General features: G+C 71.8%; 16 protein-coding genes. 7 read left to right on the top strand and 9 right to left on the bottom strand.

All coding sequences use genetic code 11. The features are described 5' to 3' along the window. Positions 1–1,500 carry an amidase gene (locus D7W79_RS10295; protein WP_120525180.1) on the bottom strand — a complete coding sequence of 500 codons (1,500 nt, stop codon included), beginning with the start codon at positions 1,498–1,500 and terminating at the stop codon, positions 1–3. 67 nt (positions 1,501–1,567) lie between these two features. Next, the gene (locus D7W79_RS10290) at positions 1,568–2,305 is read right to left on the bottom strand and encodes a L,D-transpeptidase family protein (protein WP_120525179.1); all 738 of its coding nucleotides are present in this window, start codon (positions 2,303–2,305) and stop codon (positions 1,568–1,570) included. 297 nt (positions 2,306–2,602) lie between these two features. On the opposite strand from D7W79_RS10290, the gene D7W79_RS10285 reads away from it, so the two are divergent. Beyond that, complete coding sequence (locus D7W79_RS10285; protein WP_120525178.1) at positions 2,603–5,074, top strand: RIO1 family regulatory kinase/ATPase domain-containing protein; 2,472 nt, start codon at positions 2,603–2,605, stop codon at positions 5,072–5,074. A 336-nt stretch (positions 5,075–5,410) separates the two neighbouring features. Here D7W79_RS10285 and D7W79_RS10280 read toward each other — a convergent pair whose 3' ends face one another. The 4 genes from D7W79_RS10280 to D7W79_RS10265 all read right to left on the bottom strand — a co-directional run bounded on the left by D7W79_RS10280 (position 5,411) and on the right by D7W79_RS10265 (position 8,998). Further along, positions 5,411–6,298 (bottom strand): alpha-ketoglutarate-dependent dioxygenase AlkB, encoded by an 888-nt coding sequence (locus tag D7W79_RS10280; RefSeq protein WP_120525177.1) that lies wholly within the window; start codon positions 6,296–6,298, stop codon positions 5,411–5,413. A gap of 11 nt (positions 6,299–6,309) precedes the next feature. Next, positions 6,310–7,023 carry a purine-nucleoside phosphorylase gene (gene deoD, locus D7W79_RS10275; RefSeq protein WP_120525176.1) on the bottom strand — a complete coding sequence of 238 codons (714 nt, stop codon included), beginning with the start codon at positions 7,021–7,023 and terminating at the stop codon, positions 6,310–6,312. A 16-nt stretch (positions 7,024–7,039) separates the two neighbouring features. Next, positions 7,040–8,449 (bottom strand): LysM peptidoglycan-binding domain-containing protein, encoded by a 1,410-nt coding sequence (locus D7W79_RS10270; RefSeq protein WP_120525175.1) that lies wholly within the window; start codon positions 8,447–8,449, stop codon positions 7,040–7,042. 96 nt (positions 8,450–8,545) lie between these two features. Continuing rightward, positions 8,546–8,998: a putative toxin-antitoxin system toxin component, PIN family gene (locus tag D7W79_RS10265; RefSeq protein WP_244221693.1), complete on the bottom strand. Its 453-nt coding sequence runs from the start codon at positions 8,996–8,998 to the stop codon at positions 8,546–8,548. 180 nt (positions 8,999–9,178) lie between these two features. On the opposite strand from D7W79_RS10265, the gene D7W79_RS10260 reads away from it, so the two are divergent. From D7W79_RS10260 to D7W79_RS10250, 3 genes are read left to right on the top strand one after another with little or no spacing between them, the layout of a single operon-like run. Continuing rightward, positions 9,179–9,793, top strand: a complete 615-nt coding sequence (locus D7W79_RS10260) for a CAP domain-containing protein (protein WP_120525173.1) — start codon at positions 9,179–9,181, stop codon at positions 9,791–9,793. A 44-nt stretch (positions 9,794–9,837) separates the two neighbouring features. Beyond that, positions 9,838–11,028, top strand: a complete 1,191-nt coding sequence (locus tag D7W79_RS10255) for a cysteine desulfurase-like protein (RefSeq protein ID WP_120525172.1) — start codon at positions 9,838–9,840, stop codon at positions 11,026–11,028. Beyond that, entirely contained in the window at positions 11,028–11,495 is a 468-nt protein-coding gene (locus D7W79_RS10250) for a hypothetical protein (RefSeq protein ID WP_120525171.1), read from the top strand. Before D7W79_RS10255 ends, D7W79_RS10250 begins: the two co-directional genes overlap by 1 nt. A 7-nt stretch (positions 11,496–11,502) precedes the next feature. Here the strand turns inward: D7W79_RS10250 and D7W79_RS10245 are convergent, their stop codons facing one another. Next, entirely contained in the window at positions 11,503–12,387 is an 885-nt protein-coding gene (locus D7W79_RS10245; RefSeq protein ID WP_120525170.1) for an EamA family transporter, read from the bottom strand. A gap of 25 nt (positions 12,388–12,412) precedes the next feature. Further along, complete coding sequence (locus D7W79_RS10240; RefSeq protein WP_208729684.1) at positions 12,413–13,948, bottom strand: DUF4153 domain-containing protein; 1,536 nt, start codon at positions 13,946–13,948, stop codon at positions 12,413–12,415. A 318-nt stretch (positions 13,949–14,266) separates the two neighbouring features. On the opposite strand from D7W79_RS10240, the gene D7W79_RS10235 reads away from it, so the two are divergent. Then, positions 14,267–15,265 carry an endonuclease/exonuclease/phosphatase family protein gene (locus tag D7W79_RS10235; RefSeq protein WP_120525168.1) on the top strand — a complete coding sequence of 333 codons (999 nt, stop codon included), beginning with the start codon at positions 14,267–14,269 and terminating at the stop codon, positions 15,263–15,265. Positions 15,266–15,489: 224 nt separating this feature from the next. Then, the gene (locus tag D7W79_RS10230) at positions 15,490–16,539 is read left to right on the top strand and encodes a GNAT family N-acetyltransferase (protein ID WP_120525167.1); all 1,050 of its coding nucleotides are present in this window, start codon (positions 15,490–15,492) and stop codon (positions 16,537–16,539) included. Here D7W79_RS10230 and D7W79_RS10225 read toward each other — a convergent pair. Then, complete coding sequence (locus D7W79_RS10225) at positions 16,523–17,653, bottom strand: hypothetical protein (protein WP_120525166.1); 1,131 nt, start codon at positions 17,651–17,653, stop codon at positions 16,523–16,525. The two genes, D7W79_RS10230 and D7W79_RS10225, sit on opposite strands and share 17 nt — an antisense overlap. Before the next feature lie 131 nt (positions 17,654–17,784). Between D7W79_RS10225 and D7W79_RS10220 the strand changes: the two genes are divergently transcribed. Then, positions 17,785–18,318: a hypothetical protein gene (locus tag D7W79_RS10220; RefSeq protein ID WP_120525165.1), complete on the top strand. Its 534-nt coding sequence runs from the start codon at positions 17,785–17,787 to the stop codon at positions 18,316–18,318. Positions 18,319–18,544: the final 226 nt, after the last annotated feature.

Here is an 18,544-nt window from a genome sequence, read left to right as displayed (position 1 = left end):
TCAGGGCGTGAACGCCGGGGGCCACCGCACGCCACCGCCCAGGGGCAGGAGCGCCTCCGCCACGTCGAGCAGCGCCCCGTCCGCCCACCGCCTCCCCACGAGCTGCACGCCCACCGGCAGCCCCGCCGACGTGCACCCCATCGGGAACACCACGACGGGGCTCCCCGTCGCGTTGAACAGGCTGGTGAACCCGCCGAAGGCCTCCAGGTACTCGCGCGGCACCCCGTCCACCTCCACCGGCGCACCGAACGGCGTGTGCACCGGCGCGGCCGTCATCGCCACCGGCACGAGCCACGCGTCCCAGCCGGCCAGGAACTCCTCCAGCAGCGTGATGTGCCCGTCCCGCCGGGTCAGCGCCGCGCCGTAGCCCGTCATGTCCACGCGCGTGCCCTGCACGATGGCCCTCGCCAGCAGGTCGCGTTCGAGGGGAAGGAACTGCTGCTGGTAGCCCTCGCGCACGGGCGGGGGCAGAGGCGCGCCCACCTCCCCGCCCTGCATCAGCCCCCACACCTCCACGAGGTCCGTGAAGTCCTGCCCCGGCGGCACCGCCTGCTCCACCACGGCGCCCTCCGCGCGCGCGGCGGCGGTGAAGCGCTGGAGCAACTCCCGCGTCTCGCGGTCCGCCTGGAAGGGCCCCAGCGTGTCCGCCCACGCCAGCCTCAGCCCCTTCAGGGCCCGGGGCTTCGCGGCCCCCACCGGCACGACGGGCGGCACCTCCGGGGCTCGCGGATCCGCGCCCTCGATGAGCGACAGGATGAGCCGCACGTCCGCCACCGAGCGCGCCAGCGGCCCCGAGCAGGCCATGTGGCGCACGTGGCGCGGCCCGCCCGGCGGGTCCGGGACGTGGCCGAAGGTGGAGACGCGGTGCTCCGTGGGCTTGATGCCCACGATGCCGCAGTAGTGCGCCGGCTGCCGGATGGAGCCGCCAATGTCGCTGCCCACCTCGAACGGGGTGAGCCCCGCCGCCACCGCCGCCGCCGAGCCACCGCTGGAGCCGCCCGACGTGCGCCCCAGGTCATGCGGGTTGTTCGTCCGGCCCCAGAGAGGCCCGTCCGTCTGGAAGTCCCCCGCGAACGGCGGCAGGTTCGTCTTGCCGAAGAGGATGGCCCCCGCGGCCTTGAGCCGGGCCACCACGGTCGCGTCCTGCGCGGGCACGTACTCCGCGAAGGCCGGATGGCCGGACGTCGTGCGCAGCCCCTGGGTGCTGTACGCGTCCTTCACCGTGAAGGGCACGCCGTGCAGCGGGCCCCACAGCTCGCCCCGGGCCAGCGCCGCGTCCGCCGCTTCCGCCCGCTTCCGGGCCTGGGCCTCGTCCCACGTCACCACCGCGTTGAGCGCGGGGTTGAGCTGACGGGCACGGGCGATGAAGGCGTCCAGCGCCTCCACCGCGCTGACGTGCCGCTCACGCAAGGCCGCGGCCAGCTCCGTCGTCGTGAGGGACGTGAGCGCGCGAGCGCCCCCAGGGACTCCGGACTCCTGCGACGAGACAGTCGATTTCATGTGCGCTTCTTCCCCAAGAGCCGGCTCCGGCCGAGCGGCCCATCCACCCGAGGGTTCTACCAGCTCCTCAGTGCGCCCGGGCCTGGGGAGCGGGCGTCACCACGTAGGCGGACGCGGCGGTGTCGACCTTCACCCGAGGGGGACGCCGGGACTCCTCGAAGAGGCGGTAGCCCGGCTCCAGGCCGCGCCAGAAGGCCTTGCGTGCCTCGGGGACGCCGGCGAGGGCCTCCAGCGCCGCGAGCCCCGCCGCGTCCAGCCGGCGCGGGAAGACGTGCACCGGCACGTCGCGGCCCATGCGCGCGCGGGCCTCGGACACCATCACGTAGAGGGCCTCGATGGGTCCGTTCTCGATGGCCATGCAGCCGATGCTCACGCAGTCGCCGTGGATGTAGATGTCCCCCCCGGGGTTGGCGGCGCCCAGCTTGCGGTCGAGCGCGTTCGGGTAGCTCACCCGCATGGACAGGTGGTACGCGCTCTTCGGGTTGAAGAGGTCCACCGTGTAGAAGCCCTCCGGGACCTGCAGGTCGCCGTAGGCCCGCTTGGGTCCCAGCTCGCCGGAGGCCGCGCAGATGGGGTAGGTCCGCACCTTCACCAGCGGCTGGCCCTTGCGCCCCGCCCAGACCTCCAGCTCGCGCTCGGCCTTGAAGGCCCGGAGGTAGAGCTCCTCCGGGGGCCAGGACAGCCCCGCGTCCTTGAACAGCCGGACCAGGCCGGCCGTCTGCCGCTTCCGGGCCTCCGCGACCCGGTCCTCGGCGTGGGCGCATAGCGAGGCCAGCAGGACACCCCACGCGAGTAGGACCTTCATGGGCGGAAACGCTCCTGGTGGAAAAACCGGTTGGACGCTGGCGGACGTCAATCCGGTCCCCGGGCAGGGATGGACGGCGAACAGGATACCGGGACGGGGGCACCCCTGGCCCCCTGCTTCCCAAGCTGCTAGCAAGCGGTCCGTGGGCCTTCTGGATGACGCTCAGCGTGACGGCGATGGAAATCAGGGGCTGCCCGGTGTTCTCATCTCCAACGTGCATCATGGCGTGCAGGGGCCGCCGATGTGCGCAGCGACTGAAGCTCCCCGCCCCGTGCCGTTCCGGCCTTTTGCCTAAGAATGAATGACTCCCTCGAGACCCTCCTCGCCGACGGCATCATCGACGCCGTCATCGGCCAGCTGAAGACGGGGAAGGAGGCGGAGGTGTGGCTCGTCCAGCACGCCGGCCAGGTCGTCGCAGCGAAGCTGTACAAGGAGCGCCACGAGCGCAACTTCCGCAACAACTCCGGCTACAAGGAAGGCCGCGAGGTGCGCAACTCGCGCACGCGCCGCGCCATGGAGAAGGGCAGCCGCTTCGGGCAGGCCGCCGCGGAAGAGGCGTGGAAGAACGCGGAAGCGGACTCGCTCTACAAGCTGCACGCGCAAGGTGTGCGCGTGCCCACGCCCGTGATGTTCTACGAGGGCATCCTCCTGATGGAGCTGGTGCTGGACGCGGAAGGCCAGCCCGCGCCCCGGCTCGTGGAGGCCCCGCCCCAGACGCCCGAGGAGGCCGAGGCCCTCTACCTGGACCTGCGGGCCCAGGTGATTCGCACCTTGTGCGCGGACCTCATTCACGGGGACCTGTCGCCCTACAACATCCTGATGAGCGGCTCCGGGCCGACCATCATCGACTTTCCGCAGACGGTGGCGGCGGCTCGCAACAGCCAGGCGGAGTTCTACTTCCGCCGCGACCTGGACAACGTGCGGGAGTTCCTGGCGGGCTTTTCGGCCCGGCTGGCGAGCCGTGCGGGCGACACGGGTGAAATCTGGAACGCGTACGTGCGGCGCGACCTGACGCCGGACTTCATGCCGTCGGGCACGTTCCGCGAGGCGCCTCGCAAGCAGGGGGGCCCCGGCCGCCAGGGCTCCCGGCAGGAGCGCTATCCGCTGGAGGAGCAGCCCCGGCGCAACGAGTTCCGTCCGGCTCCGGCGCCCGTGGCGGCGGTGGAGGAAGGGCTCAGCGAGGAGGAGGCGGAGCTGCGCGCGCTGGAGGCGCTGGTGCTGCGCCAGGGTGGCGGCGAGCGCGGGCGGCCGGTCGTCACGTCGAGCCCGCGGGATGGGCGCCGACGTGGTGGGTTCGGCGGCAAGCCGCCGCCGCGCAACGGCAATGCGCCCCGGCCCGGCAGCGCGGGACCGCAGCAGAACGCGGGGGCGCGTCCGCAGCAGGGCGCGGGCAACAACAATCGGCCCAACGGCAACCCCGGGCGTCCGCAGCAGGGAGCACCGCGCAACGGCGCTCCGGCGCAGGGAGCGAATCCTCCGGCGGCACAGGCGGATGCGCGCGCGAACGGCCGGCCGCAGCAGGGCGGTCCGCGCAACGGCAACCCGCGCAACGAGCCGCGCCGCGATGGACGTCCGCCGCGTTCGCCCAACGGTGAGCCGCGCATGAACGGCCAGCCGCACGGTGATAACGGGCAGCCGCGCATGAACGGCCAGCCGCATGGTGAGAACGGCCAGCAGCGCATGAACGGCCAGACGCACGGCGAGAACGGCCAGCCGCGCATGAACGGCCAGGCGCACGGCGAGAACGGCCAGCCGCGCATGAACGGCCAGGCGCACGGCGAGAACGGTCAGCGCATGAATGGCCAGGCGCACGGCGAGAACAGCCAGCCACGTATGAATGGCCAGCCGCATGGTGAGAGCGGCCAGCGCATGAACGGCCAGGCGCAGCAGCGTCAGAACGGCCCGCAGCGCCAGAACGGCCAGCCGTACGGCGAGAACGGGCAGGCCGCACAGCGGCAAAACGGCCCGCAGCGGCAGAACGGTCAGCCACGCATGAACGGCCAAGCCCCCGGCGGTGAGTCGGTTCCGAACGAGCAGGCCCCGCAGCGGCAGAACGGTCGCATGAACGGCCAGGCGCACGGCGAGAACGGCCAGGCTCCGCAGCGCCAGAACGGTCCGTCACGCCAGAACGGTCAGCCGTATGGAGGCGAGCCGCGAATGAACGGTCAGCCCCATGGCGAGCTGGGGACCAACGGTCAGGCGCCGCAGCAGAACGGCGAGCCCAGGCAGAACGGCCGACCGCCGCGCGGCGAGTGGCGCGCGAATGGCCGGCCGCAGCAGAACGGCGGATCCCGCCAGGATGGCGCTGGAGCGCAGGCGCGCACGAACGGCCAGCCCCGGCAGGACGGCGGCGACTGGATGTCCGAAGCTCCGGCGCGGCACGCACAGGACGGAGCCGGGATGAACGGCACGGCGCAACCGTCCGGCGAGTCCCGCGCGAACGGGCAGCAGCGCAATGACGGCCCCCGTATGAACGGTCGGCCTCCGCGCAACAAAGGCTCCATCCAGGACGGCGCGCCCCAGCAGAACGGCGAGCCGCGAATGAACGGCCGGCCGCAGCAGGGCGACGAGCCGCGCCAGAACGGCCGGGGCCCGGGAGCGAATCCCCGCGAGGCGCGAGGCAACCTGCCCAACAACGGCCCCCGGATGCCCCGTCAGGGTCCGGAGCGCGGCGCGGGACGTCCTTCCCGCGGTGCCGCGCCCCAGGTGAGCTACGTGGGCCGTCCGCCCGCGGCCTCGTCCTCGAACCCCGAGACGGGCTCCTCCTGAGCCTTCAGACCTGAGGTCCGTCCCCGGGGCTGAGAGCCCCGCGGGGGCGGCCCATCCGGAGCGCACCGCATGAACTGGTCCGACAGTCGGACCAGTTCAGCCACTGCGGTGGCCCCCAGCGGACCGGCCTCGTCGGCCTCCAGGCCCGGGCTGTCCGCTTCATCCGAACAGCGGCAACCGGTCCGACAGTCGGACCAGTTCAGACCTCCGCGGACGTTCCCCATCGGGCCACCCTCGTCGGCCGCCAGTCCCGGGGCTTTCCGCCTCAACCGAACAGCGGCAACCGGTCCGACAGTCGGACCAGTTCGAACCGCGCCGCTCCGGACGCGCCGCGCCCTACTCCGCCTTCACCGGCGGCTCGCGCGCCAGCTCCTCACGGAAGAAGCGGCTGCCCTTCGCGAGCGTCGCCATGTACGGACGCACGTCCTCGCGGGCCTCCGGGCTCAGCGCCGCGAACGGCGTCACGTGCGCGTCCGGCACATAGCGGAACGTCAGGTTGATGCGCCGCGTGCGGAAGTCCGGCAGCTCCGGCGGCATCACGTGGCCCGCGCGCGTGTCCACCCGCTGCACCCGGTGGAACGTCTGCTCCTTCCACTGCGCCCCGCCAAAGAGCTGCAGCGACCCGTCATCCAGCCACTGCTCCAGCACCACCGCGTCGCGCTCGCCGGGCCGCGTGGACGTGACGAACTGGATGAGCGCGCGCTCCCCCAGCGACAGCGACGCCACCGGGCCCGGCTCGAAGTCCTTGTGCTCGCCCACGCGCGCGGTGTCCACCCAGCGGCCATCCTCCAACCGGCTGCCGTAGAAGTTCACCAAGCACGTGTTGAGGTGCCAGCCCTGCGGCATGTCCGGGCCCCGGAACATCCGCCGCGCCAGCGCCTCCACCTTCACGATCTGCCGCTGCAGAACCGCCGGGAATGGCTCCGCCTTCACGCAGCGGTCCTTCACGCCCTTCGGAGGCCGGTAGTAGTCCAGGCACGCGAACTGCCAGTTGCCCAGCCAGTACACCGGCCGCAGCAACCGCCGCTGCTGCTGCCCCTCCGGCGGCGGGAAGTGCTTCGAATAGCGCTCCTCCCACAGCGGGTGCAGCGTGCCCAACCACGCCAATATCTCCGCGCGGTCCGCCGAGGCCAGGAAGCTCGCGTTGTAGTGGTGGCCCGGCGTGCGCTGCGCGGCCTTGCGCGCCAGCGGGGAACCCGGGCCCCTGCGGGGAGGCAAGGCCATGGCTCGGTCCCTCACGCCTCGGAGGCGGCCACGTCGAACGCCAGCTCGATCATCTCGTCGAACGTCGTCTGACGGTCCTCCGGCGACAGGTGCTCGCCGGTGAGGATGTGGTCCGACACCGTGAGCATGGCCAGCGCGCGCGCGCCGAACTCCGCCGCCACGCCGTACAGGCCGGCGATCTCCATCTCCACCGCCAGGATGCCCATCTTCGCCAGCGTCGCGTTGAGCGCTTCCTGCGGGTGGTAGAAGAGGTCGGACGTGAAGACGTTGCCCACGCGCACCGGCCTGTTGCGCTTCTCCGCCGCCTCCACCGCGCGCCGGGCCAGCGTGAAGTCCGCCACCGCCGGGAAGTCGTGGCCCATGGCGCGCATGCGGTTCACGTTGGAGTCCGTGCCCGCGCCCATCGCCACGATGACGTCGCGCAGCTTCACGTCCGTGCGCAGCGCGCCGCAGCTGCCCACGCGGATGAGCACCTTCGCGCCATAGGTCTTCACCAGCTCCGTCGCGTAGATGGAGATGGACGGCACGCCCATGCCGTGCCCCATCACCGACAGCCGCTTGCCCCGGAAGGTGCCGGTGAAGCCCAGCATGTTGCGCACCGCCGTAACGGGGCGCGCGTTCTCCAGGAAGCGCTCGGAGATGTAGCGCGCCCGGAGCGGGTCGCCCGGCATGAGGACCACTTCGGCGAAGTCACCGGGGGACGCGGAGATGTGCGGAGTTGCCATGGAAACAGAAGCCCTTTCAGCGTGCGGTCGACAGACCGGACGGAACACCCGTGGGGACGGCCACCGGCGTCGGTGCCGGCGCGGCGGGAGTACACGGGTTGGGCAGCTTGCCCGAAGCCGCGGGCGCCGTGTTCACCAAAGCGGGGGCCTGCGTCTGGGGAGGCATCCGGCGCGGCGGCAGCTGCACCGGCGGGGGGATGGGGCAGTGCGTGCACGGCCCCTTCAGCGGAATCACCAGCCGCCGGCCGATGCTCAGGAACGTGTTGCGCATCCGGTTGGCCTTCTTGATGGCCACCACGCTGGAGTTGTGGCGCATCGCGATGCCGCCCAGCGTGTCCCCGTTGCGGACCTTGTACATCATGAGGTTCTGGTCCGGCTGCAGCGCCAGCAGCGGCGCCACCCGGCGGCCCAGCTCCTGCGCGCGGCCGTTGAAGAAGCGCACGTGGAAGTGGTCGCGGTGCCGGCGCGCGTGCTTGATGAGTGAGTTGAAGCCCGCGTTGAACAGCGAATCCAGCCACGCCTTGTCCTCGCCAATGGACAGCGCGTAGTCGTACAGGACCTTCTGCACGCGCTTGTCCACGAGGATCATCTGCACGTCGGTGTTCACCACCAGCGAGCGCACCAGCGCCCAGTTCATGGCCACGTCGATGTAGCGCTCCCGCTCGCGCTCACGCACCGGCTCCGCCGTCGGGTAGTAGAAGCCCAGGTCCACGTCGCGGCCGTTCTGGTGGCTCTTGTGCGGGCGCAGATAGCCGCCGTCCTTGGTGGACAGGCGGTTGACGCGCAGCGGGGGCACGTTCGGGTACTGCGCGCGCACGGCGCGGATGGCGGCGACCACGTAGTCCACCGTCTCCTGCGTGCCGTAGGCGATCTCCGGCGACACCACGAGCCAATCCTTGTCATCCGGCACGCGCACGCTGTTGAGCTGCCGGCCGCTCTCCACGAAGCCGATGGACATGGAGCCCAGCGTGGACGGGTCCTTCTTCCACGCCTCGGTGAGCGCCTCGTCGGACAGGTCGGCGGTGTACAGCGGCCCCGCGGGCGCGGCGGGCGCGAGCGGCGCCTGCATCTCGCCTTCCTCGCTCACGCCCTCGTCGTCGGTGGCGGCGGTGGCCTCGTCGTCCTCCTCCTCCGGTTCCACCGGGCAGGGGTTCTCACGCACGGCGGCGTCGGTGACGACGGCGGCCACCTCCGCCGGGGACGGCATCGCGGCGGGGGCACCGGACGCGCTGACCGGAGGCGTGGCCTGCTGGGGCGCACCCGGGGCCGGAGCCGCGGCCTGCGCGGGCGGCGTCGCGGCCGGAGTCTCCACGGGCGGCATCGCTGACGCGGCCTGGGCCGGTGCCGGAGCAGGCGCCGGGACGGGGGTGACGACACGCGCGGCACAGCCGGCGCAGAGCAGGAGGATCAGGAGTGAGGAACGCACCGGGCCGAAGGATGACCCGAGATGCGCAGGCCACCAAGCGCGGAGCGCGATTTTGACTGCGCGTACGCACCCCTGCCTGCCTGCTTCATGCCTGTCTCAAACGCTCCGCGTGAAGCCTTCCGCCTCCAGCACCTGCGAGGCACGGCGCGGCGTGAGCACGTCGAACGGCAGCCGCCGCCCACCGCCCATGGACAGCACGCGCTTGTCCTTGCTCACCAGCCACGCGGCCCCCGCGCGCGCGGCCAGCGCGAGGAACTTCTGATCATCCCGGTCCCTGCACGGCGGCAGCTCCACCGGAGCCCCCTCCCCGTCCGCGACACGCACGAGCGCGCTGTACGCATCGCGCACCGCCCGCTGCGCGTCCGCCGCCAGCTTGAACGAGGGATAGGCGAGCACCAGCGCCAGCTCCTTCAGCGTGTGCCGGTCCGCCCACGCCGTCAGCGCGCCTGAACGCAGCGCCTCCTTCAACGGCCGAGTGAATGCGTCGTCAAAGACGAACACGTCCAGCACCACGTTGGTGTCCAGCACCACGGAACGAACGGCAGGCACAGCGGAAGGCGTCTTCACGGGAAGGAACTTTCCGTCACCGATACCGTCGACACAACCCTGCCCTCGCACCCGTCAATCACAATGCACGGAGTGTCCATGGTCGAAACCTGGAATCATGGACAAAGATGCATCTCGCTGAACCCCTCCCCTGACCGGCCCCCGCCGGTGAAAGGTCTGTCCATGAAGCCCACGCCCCGTTCGCTGTGTCTGACGTTGCTGAGCACCGCTGCCCTGCTGGGTGGCTGTGGAGGCGAGGAGGCGCCCACGTCGCAGGGTGAAGGCGTCGTGGTGCCGCCGGTCCAGACGGAGGTCGCCGGCAACGGGCTGAGCGCGAGCGCCGCCTACTGCGACGACGTGACGACGTGGGACCCGGCCTGGGTGCAGTTCGAGAACGACGTGCTCACGCTCGTCAACCAGCGCCGCGCGGCGGGCGCCACCTGTGGCGGCGTGGCGAAGCCGGCGGTGGGTCCGCTCACGCTGGACACGAGGCTGCGCTGTGCGGCGCGCAAGCACTCCAAGGACATGGGCACGAACAACTTCTTCAGCCACACGGGCACGGGCAACACCACGCCGTGGCAGCGCATGACCTCCGCGGGCTACAGCTACCGGACGGCGGCGGAGAACATCGCCGCGGGCTACGGCACCCCGGCGGCGGTGGTGACCGGCTGGATGGCCAGCACGGGCCACTGCAACAACATCATGAACGGCGCGCTGACGCAGACGGGCGTCGGCTACTTCAACGCACCGTCCAGCACCTACAAGTCCTACTGGACGCAGGACTTCGGCACGCCGTAGTCCGGCGCGCCTCCGGGAGGGCGGAGGGCTATGCTTCGCGCCCCATGCCCTCCCCCTTCGCCGAGCACTTCCCCGCCCTGCGGTCCGGCTTCAGCTACCTGGACAACGCCGCCGGGGCGCAGGTGCCCACGCACTGCATCGACGCCATCCATCAATTCCTCTCAGGCGGCAGCTGCAACGTGGGCCAGCCCTACCCCGCCTCCCGAGTGGCCACCGCGCTCAAGGCCCGGGCGCGCGAGGAGACGGCGGAGTTCCTCAACTGCCGGCCCGACGAGGTGATGCTCGGGCCCAGCGCCACCGCGCTCACCTTCCAGGTGGGCCGGGCCTTCTCGCGCCTCTTCCAGGCAGGCGACGAGGTCGTCATCTCCGAGCTGGAGCACGAATCCAACGCGGCCCCGTGGCGCGCGCTGGAGGCGCAGGGCGTGAAGGTGACGACCTGGCGCGCGAGCTGGCCCGAGGGCCGGCTGGAGGCCGCGGAGCTGCGCAAGCTCGTCACGCCGCGCACGCGGCTGGTGGCGGTGACGGCGGCGGCGAACTCCGTGGGCGCGACGCCGGACGTGGCCGCCGCGGCGGAGGTGGCGCACGGCGTGGGCGCGTGGCTGTTCGTGGACGCGGTGCACTCCGGTCCGCACCACCTGCCGGACGTGCGGGCCTGGGGCGCGGACTTCGCCGTGTTCTCTCCGTACAAGGTCTTCGGTCCGCACCTGGGCTGTCTGTTCGTGCGGCGCGAGCTGCTCGCGGGACTGCCGGCGGACAAGCTGTGGTTCATGCCGGATGACGGCCCGCAGAAGTTCGAGCCGGGCACGGCGAACCACGAAGGCTGGGCGGGCTGGCTGGGCTCGCTGCGCTACCTGCGTGACGTGCTGGGCGGTGGCCAGCCGGGACGTGAGGGATTGACGCGGGCCTTCCAGCGCATCGCGCAGCTGGAGCAGCCGCTGCTAGAGGCCGCGCTGGAGCAGCTGTCGCGGCACCCGCGAGTCCAGCTCTACGGGCCGAAGACATCCACCGGGCGCGTGGCCACCTTCTGCTTCAACGTGACCGGCCTTGCACCGCGCGCCGTGGCCGAGCACCTGGCCGAGCAGGGCGTGGGCGTCGCGGCGGGGCACTACTACGCGACGATGGCGGCGCAGGCGCTGGGGCTCATGCCCGACGGCGCGGTGCGCGCCTCGCTGCTGCACTACAACACGGCGGAGGACGTGGGGCGGCTGCTCGCGGCGCTGGATTCACTTCCCTGATGGCAGGAGTGCTCACGCACCGGAGCCTTCCGCTTCGCGTCGACTTCGACGAGCAGGGCGCCACCTTGCGGCCGCTGCTCGCGAAGCCTGTCTTCATCGCGTGGCCGGAGGTGGAGTTCGTCTGCCTGACGCCTACGATGGAGCGGCATCCCGAAGGCTGGCGGGAGAAGACATACACGTTCCTGCCCAAGGGCTTCCGCTCCACGCTCGAGACGTCGGGACATCTGTGGGTCGAGCTGGTTGTGAAGGACCGGCGCCCCATCCTGGCCCGGACTCAAGGCGCCTGGACCCGGCTGTGGCTCACCGGCCGGATGCGTCCCATGCTCGATGCGATGGATGCGTGGAAGGTGGATCAATCCCTGGTCGGCCTGGACCTCTACCGACACCGGTTGAACGCGCCGCTGGATGAGCTGCTGGACCTGCTGGCGCGACACTGCCGGTTCGACCTCGTCGTCCACGACTTCTGAGCAGGCGTCACGCCTCCACGGGCGGAGGGAGCTGCTTCGCCGTCAGCGTCGCCCCCGCGGACGCGACGCTCACCAGCGCGACCGCCAGCCATTGCAGGGGCGTGAGGTGCTCACGCAGGAACAGCCAGCCCACCACCGTGGCCACGCCGGGCTCCAGGCTCATCAGGATGCCGAAGGTGCGGCTGGAGAGCTGCCCCAGCGCCCGCATCTCCAGCGTGTACGGCAGCGCGCTGGACAACAGCGCCACGCCCAGGCCCGCGGCGAAGAGGCCGGGCGTCAGCCGCTCCAGGTGGCCCTCGCGCAGCATGAAGGGCAGCACCGTCAGCATGGCCACCACCATGCCCGCCGCAACGCCCTGCCCTTCCGGCACGCGGCGCGACAGCCTTCCGCCCATCAGGATGTAGAGCGCCCAGCACGCCCCCGCTGTCAGCGCCAGCACCACGCCCAGCGGATCCAACCCGCCGGGATGTGCCGTCCAGGGCGTGATCAGCACGATGCCCGTCGCCGCGAAGAGCACCCAGAGGAAGTCCAGCGCCTTGCGCGACCCCACCACCGCGAGCACGAAGGGCCCCACGAACTCCAGCGTCACCGCGAGCCCCAGCGGGATGCGCGCGATGGCCAGGTAGTACGTGAGGTTCATCACGCCCAGCGCCACGCCATACGGCACGATGGCCGCCCACTGCGCCCGCGTGTAGCGCGACAGCGGCGGCCGGAAGTAGGCCAGCAGCATCGCCGACGCGAGCACCAGCCGCAGGCCCGCGGCCCCCGCCGCGCCCAGGACGGGGAAGAGCCCCTTCGCGAGCGCGGCGCCCCCCTGCACGCTCACCACGGCGATGAGGACCGCGGGAATGGGGGGCAGCGTCGAGGCACGGCGTCCGGCGACTTCAATCATGGCGCCGCAATCTAGCCAGGGTGCCTCACGGATTCACGGGCGCACTCCACCCTCCCGCCCGCAGGAGCGCCCGGCGCGCGAGGAAGCGAGAGAGGTTCCACTCCGGGACCGTGTCCCCCTGGGACAGCCGCTCCTGGTGCTCGTTCAGGAGGGGCGCCAGGCGCCACGGGTCGTCCTTGGAGACGGCGGAGTCCGCCAGGACCAGCCCGGGCACGGCGTCCGCGGACAGGTGATAGAACATTTCGGTGTCCAACGACCCGGTACGCGCATACCGCGCCAGGTTGTGGCGGACGATGAAGGCCTCCGGGTTGAGGAAGTTGAGCACCAGGACCGCGCCCAGCGCCGTGGCGAAGGCGCCCACCGCGAAGCGCTCCTGCTTCCACCACAGCGTCACCGCGCGCCACGCCAGCGCCGCGCCCAGCGCCACCATGAAGACATGCGTGTGCACGCGCAGCAGCGTGTAGCCGAACGCGTCCTCGTACAGCGACAGGCGCCGCATCGCCGACGCGAGGATGACCAGCGTCAGCGCCACCATCAGCGACGTGCCCGCGCGGAAGACGGTCTGCGCCACGCGCGTCTCGCGCCGCGTCCAGCGCGTCAGGGCCATCACCAGCGCCAGCGTGAGCGAGGAGACGACCACCAGCTCGAAGAAGCCGCGCCGCGCGTACTCCGCGAAGGAGTAGCCGGACGCGGGGGACGACGCGTCGCCGACGAACAGGTACGCCACCTGGAAGGCCGCGAAGACGAAGAACAGCGCGTCCACGGCGAAGATGAGCATGAGCGCTTCAATGAAGCCCAGGCGCGGCGTGGCGGACGTCACCTCCGCGTCCCCCAGCTCCTTCAAGGCGCGGCGGCGCAGCGCATGGCCCAGCACGCCCGCCGCGACGCACGCGCTGAACGCCACGCCGACGACGCGCGCCACCACCACGTCCAGCCCCAGGTCGAAGGACAGCAGCCGCTGCATGGTGGAGGAGAAGACCCCATCCGCCGATTCGAGCAGCAGCCCGAACACGAACAGCACCGGCAGCGTCAGCAGCAGGCCCCGCGACAGCGCCCCCAGGAAGCGCGAGTGGGCCTTGAGGCCTTGCACGTCCACGCTGTCCCGGACGAGCGCCGGTGGGTAGCGCAGGGTCTGCACGGCGGAGCCGAGGACGACGGAGGCATAGTCGGTGAGCCCCAGCCGCTCCAGGCGGCCCGCGGCCCAGAAGTGCGAGAGCAGCATCAGGAGCACGGCCGCCGTCAGCACGTTGAGCGCCAGGAGCCAGGAGCTGTCCCGCACCGCCACGAAGGCGCTGACCAGCCCCAGCGGGGCCAGCAGCCACGCATTGGGCCGCGCGCGCTGCCAGCCTTCACGTCCGCCCAGCCACGCGAGCGCGCCCACCAGGGCCGCCACCATGAGCGGGAAGCCCAGGCCCCAGCGCTCCCGGTCGAGGAGGACCTCCGCGAACACGCCCAGGGAGAGCGACGCCGCCAGCGTGCGGCGCGGGGCGCGCACCCAGGGCAGCAGCGGCCGGGCTGGTGCCGCGACGGAAGGGGCGGGAGAAGGAGGAAGGGGGGACATGGGAACGGACGGGTTCATGGCGTCGGCACCTCGCGGGCGCGTCCGCGCCCGACATGACGACAGGATGCACACGCCCGGCGGCTCGGTCGGAGGCCTCGGGGGCGAGCGGTCGCGGAGCCACGCCGAACGGCGCCCGCCCTCCCGTGGCCGGTCGGCACGGCCGGGCCCGGGAGCGATGGAACAGCCTCCACCCGGGGTCCACCTCACCGGGACCCGGAGTCCGCGCACGGCCGAAGGGGCGAGCCGCGCTGCGTCGTCGGACACTTCGAGCCGGTCCGCCCGCCCCATGAGAAAGCGCGGTGATAGGTTGCCGCCCCGATGTCACCCTCGCCGCGGCCCCCCTTCCGCTTCCGTCTTCGCTCGAACCTCGCCCTGTGGGGCGCGGTGCTCGCCCTGGCGGGCTGTGACGGTGCGTCTCCTCAACCCCTGCAGGTTCCGGACGCCGGGGCGTGTGTCCAGGGCAACTGCCCTCAGCCCGACAGCGGGACGCCGGCCCTGTCCGACACCCGCGTGCGCATCGCGGCGTTCAATGTGCACCGCCTCTTCGACACCGTCTGCGACACGGGCTCCTGCGGCGGCTCCAACTACGAGGAGCTGCCCACCGAGGCGGAGTTCGCGGCACAGGTGGACCAGCTCGGCCGGGCCATCACCGCGCTCGAAGCGGACATCGTGATGCTGGAAGAGGTGGAGACGCAGGCCTCGCTGGATGGGCTCCGGAGCCGGGTTCCACAGTTCACCTATTCGCGGCTCGGGGAGACCTACTCCGCGGCGTCGGTGGACGTGGCGGTCCTCTCCCGCTTCCCCATCACGGAAGTGCGCAGCCACCGCGGCCAATACATCTACAGGCCGGACGGCTCGGCCACCCGCTTCTCGCGCGACCTGCTCGAGGTGCACCTGGACGTGGACGGCGCGCACGTCATCGTCTTCGCGGCGCACTTCCGCTCCAAGGTGGACGACGATCCCGGCCGCCGCATCGCGGAAGCCAATGCCTCGCGGGACATCCTCCTGGAGTCGGCGAAGGAGTTCCCCTCCGCGCTGGTGGTGCTCGGCGGAGACCTCAACGACGTCCCCGGGTCGGACGCCATCAACGCCCTGGACCAGGGCCTCCTGCGCGTCGCCAGGGACCGGCCGGAGAGCGCGACGTGGTCGTATGTCTATTCCGGCCGGGGTCAGGCCATCGACCACCTCTTCCTCGCGCCCGGCGGGGGCGGCACCTACGTGCCGGGCTCCTTCCGCGTGGCCCGCGACGGCGATGGCTACGGCGGCTCCGACCATGGCGCGGTGTACGCGGACTTCGCCCTCACACCGCCCCCTTGAGCGAGCGCGAGGCGGTGGGCTTCGCACACTCCCCCGCCCTCCTGGCGCGGGGCCTGTGGGCCACCGCACTCGGAACGGCTGGCATTGACGCCGCAATGACAGCCAGGACGTAACCGTCCACGGCAGCCGCTTTCCAGCACGGCCGCCCTCCCTACCTTCAACGCCATGAAAGCAAGCGCATGGCGAGGCTTCGCGCTCCGGAATCCCGTCCCCGGGGGCAGGCCATGATTGAGGTGCGCACGTTCGACGGCGACGCCTCCGAGGCCTCCTGGTTCCTCAACCGCGTCTGGCAGTCCACCTACGGAAAGACGGCGCCGCTGCCCGTCTGGGACAAGCGCTTCTGCGACTGGCGGCTGTTCCGGGGCGGGCGGGCGCCGCGCGACTACCTGCTGGCGGCGTACGAGGGGAAGACGCTGGTGGGGACCCTCTTCGCGGAGCCCGCGAGGCTCCGCCTGGGACGCCTGGAAGTGGACGGCAGCTATGGACTCCGGGCCACCGTCACGAACTCCCATCGCGGGCAGGGCATTGGCGCGAAGCTGGCGCAGGAAATGCTCCGGCGTCACCAGGACCGGGCGGCGCGGCTCACCCTGGGCTTCACGACCACGGAGCCCCGCCCGCCGGGCTTCTGGCACAGGACGTGGAACACGCGCCTCTTCGGTGGGCTCGGGCTGTGGATGTATGCCTTTGATGCGCGAGCGCTCGCCCGCTGGTCCTTCACGGACAACGAGCGGAGGCTGTTCACGCTGGCGCAGCCCTTCCTGCGGCACCGCTTCCGCGAGGCGGACCGCGAGGGCATCCGCCCCTATCAACTGGCGGACCTGGGCCGCTGCGCGACGCTGGTCCACGACATGCTGCGCCCGGTGACGCTGGGCTACACGTACACGACCGAGCAACTGGCGGCCCAGCTCCAGTACCGGGACGTGCCCCACACCCTCGTGCTGGAGCAGGACGGCGAGGTGCGCGGGCTCATCAGCTCCCACAGCCTGCTGATGACGGGCGTGGGGGAGCTCACCGCGGAGGTCGTGGACCTGATGGCCTTCCACGACTCCGTGTCCGCCGAGGACCGGCAGCGCCTGCTCCAGGTGGCCATGCAGGACATGGAGCGCCGGGGCGTGGCGTGCGCGGGCATGCTGCGCGGGCCCGGCACTCCGGTCTCCCTGCTGTGCCGGTCGGGCTGGGTGCCCCTGCCCCGTCGCGCGAAGGTGACGTGCCTGATGCCCACCTGCGACCTGGAACTGCCCGCCGACCCGTGCGTCTTCACACACCTGCGCTGACGCGCGAGCGCGAGCCCTGGACCTTGCGGTAGAGCCGCACGGCCCCGCTGGCCACGGTCCGCACGCCCCCGCCCGCGCAGACGCACAGCGCGGGGAGGACGAGCAGCAGGTACTGCGGCCACTTGGTGTTCCACAGCAGCAGGAACACCAGCCCCACGACGGCGCCCACCGCCCACACGGGGCGCTCGCGCCACGTCCTGGGCAGGCCCACCACCGCCAGCGGCAGCAGCGCCCGCGCGTTGAAGTGCGTGAGGTAGATGCCCGGGTCGGAAGCCGACAACCAGTTGTCCGTGAGGAACGCGAGCGGCTGGTACCAGGGCAGCGCCGCGCGGCGCACGTGCTCGTTGTGCGAATAGTCCCAGTGGAACGTGATGGACTCCCACAGCAGCGCGAACGGCGACGACCACAGCGCGGGGTTCACGAGAATGAAAGCCGCCGCCGTGGACACGACGATGGCCGCCCACGGACGCCACCGCGTGCGCGCGCCCGCCACCAGGAACGGCAGGAACGTGAGCCCGCCCACCAGCCCATACGGATACTTCCCCGCCGCCGCGAGCCCCAGCAGCGCGCCGGACACCGCGGTCCAGCCCGGCGAGAAGCCCTTGCGCCGGGCGCGCTCGAAGGCGAGCAGCGCGAGGACCGCGAGCAGCCCCGGCACCGCCTCCAAGTAGGCCTGGGACGTGTACTTCGTGTGGTACGGGTCCCACGCGAGCAGCAGCGCGCCCAGCGGATCCACGAGCGCCACCAGCCCCACCTGGAGCACCCCGGCCACCGCCGACAGGCTCCGCGTCGCGCGGAACACGGGGCGCGCGGCGTCCGGGATGGGCTGGCCCATGGGGACATCCGACCAGTCGGGTTCGGGAGCGCCCGTCACCCGCACGGCCTGCGCGAAGAGCAGCTTCACCAGCGGCGGGTGTTCGAAGTTCTCCCGCAGCTTCCCGATGTCGCCCCAGCGGCCCTCCTCCATCATCCCGGCGTAGGTGAAGGCGATGGGCAGGTAGGTCGCCTCGTCGAAGTCCTGGCCCAGCCGCTCCACGGCATGGGCGCGTTGCCAGATGGCGACCAGGACGGCGACGAATGCGACGAGGAGGGCCAGCAGGCGCGTGCGGGGCACGCGCCCACGGATATCACGACGGCCGCTTCCCTTCCGGAGCGGGCGGCCCCTCCCGCGCGAGCACATGCGGCCCGCCAGGCAGCCGGGGCGCGGCCCTGGTGGCGCGCGGCCCGATGCCCCAGCTTTGGAGCATGAGAATCGCTCGCATCCTCACCGTTGCCGCCCTGCTCGCGGGCGGATCCGCCCTGGCGAAGCGCAACGACACCGTGGAGCTACGCACGCCCCGGACGACCGTGCGTGCGAACGTCGACGCGCAGGGGCTCCACGGGCCGGACCTGCAACTCCAGATGACGGACACCGCGCTGAAGGGCCAGGCGTTCCAGCAGCCCGTGGACCTGAAGCTGTCGGACCAGCGCATCCAGGGCACCGTGAACCAGGAACCGGTGGACCTCTCCGTGCGCGAGCGGCCGGAGGTGGTGGAGATGGCGGGCACCTTCGCGGGCCAGCCCTCGTCGCTGACGCTCAGCCCGGATGAACTGACGGGGACGGTGGGGGCGTGCGGCTACAACCTCATCATCGAGCGCGACCGCAAGCACTACCGGGGGACGCGCGCCTGCGGCGAGCAGCGTGACAACGACGTCTTCGTCGCCATCCCCCAATCCCTGGAGAAGCAGTCCCCGTCCGGACGCATGGCCGCGCTCAGCGTGCTGCTCTCCCACCCCTGAGGGCGCGCACGGTGATGGTGCGCGGGGCGCGGGTGTAGTGAAGTCCCGGCCGTGTCCACCCTTCCTTCCGGCGTCGCGCCCGAGCGCACCATCGGGCCGTTCCAACTGCTGGCCCTGGGCGTCAACGGCATCGTGGGCGTCGGCATCTTCTTCGCGCCCGCGGAGGTCGCCGCGCAGGCGCCCGGCCTGGGCGCGGTGTGGGCCTTCGCGCTGACGGGGCTGGCGC

This window comes from Corallococcus exercitus (assembly GCF_003611585.1).
Taxonomy (GTDB): Bacteria; Myxococcota; Myxococcia; order Myxococcales; family Myxococcaceae; genus Corallococcus; species Corallococcus exercitus.
The sequence above is the reverse complement of the archived record's forward strand: the minus strand, read 5'-3'. Positions and strand labels throughout refer to the sequence as shown.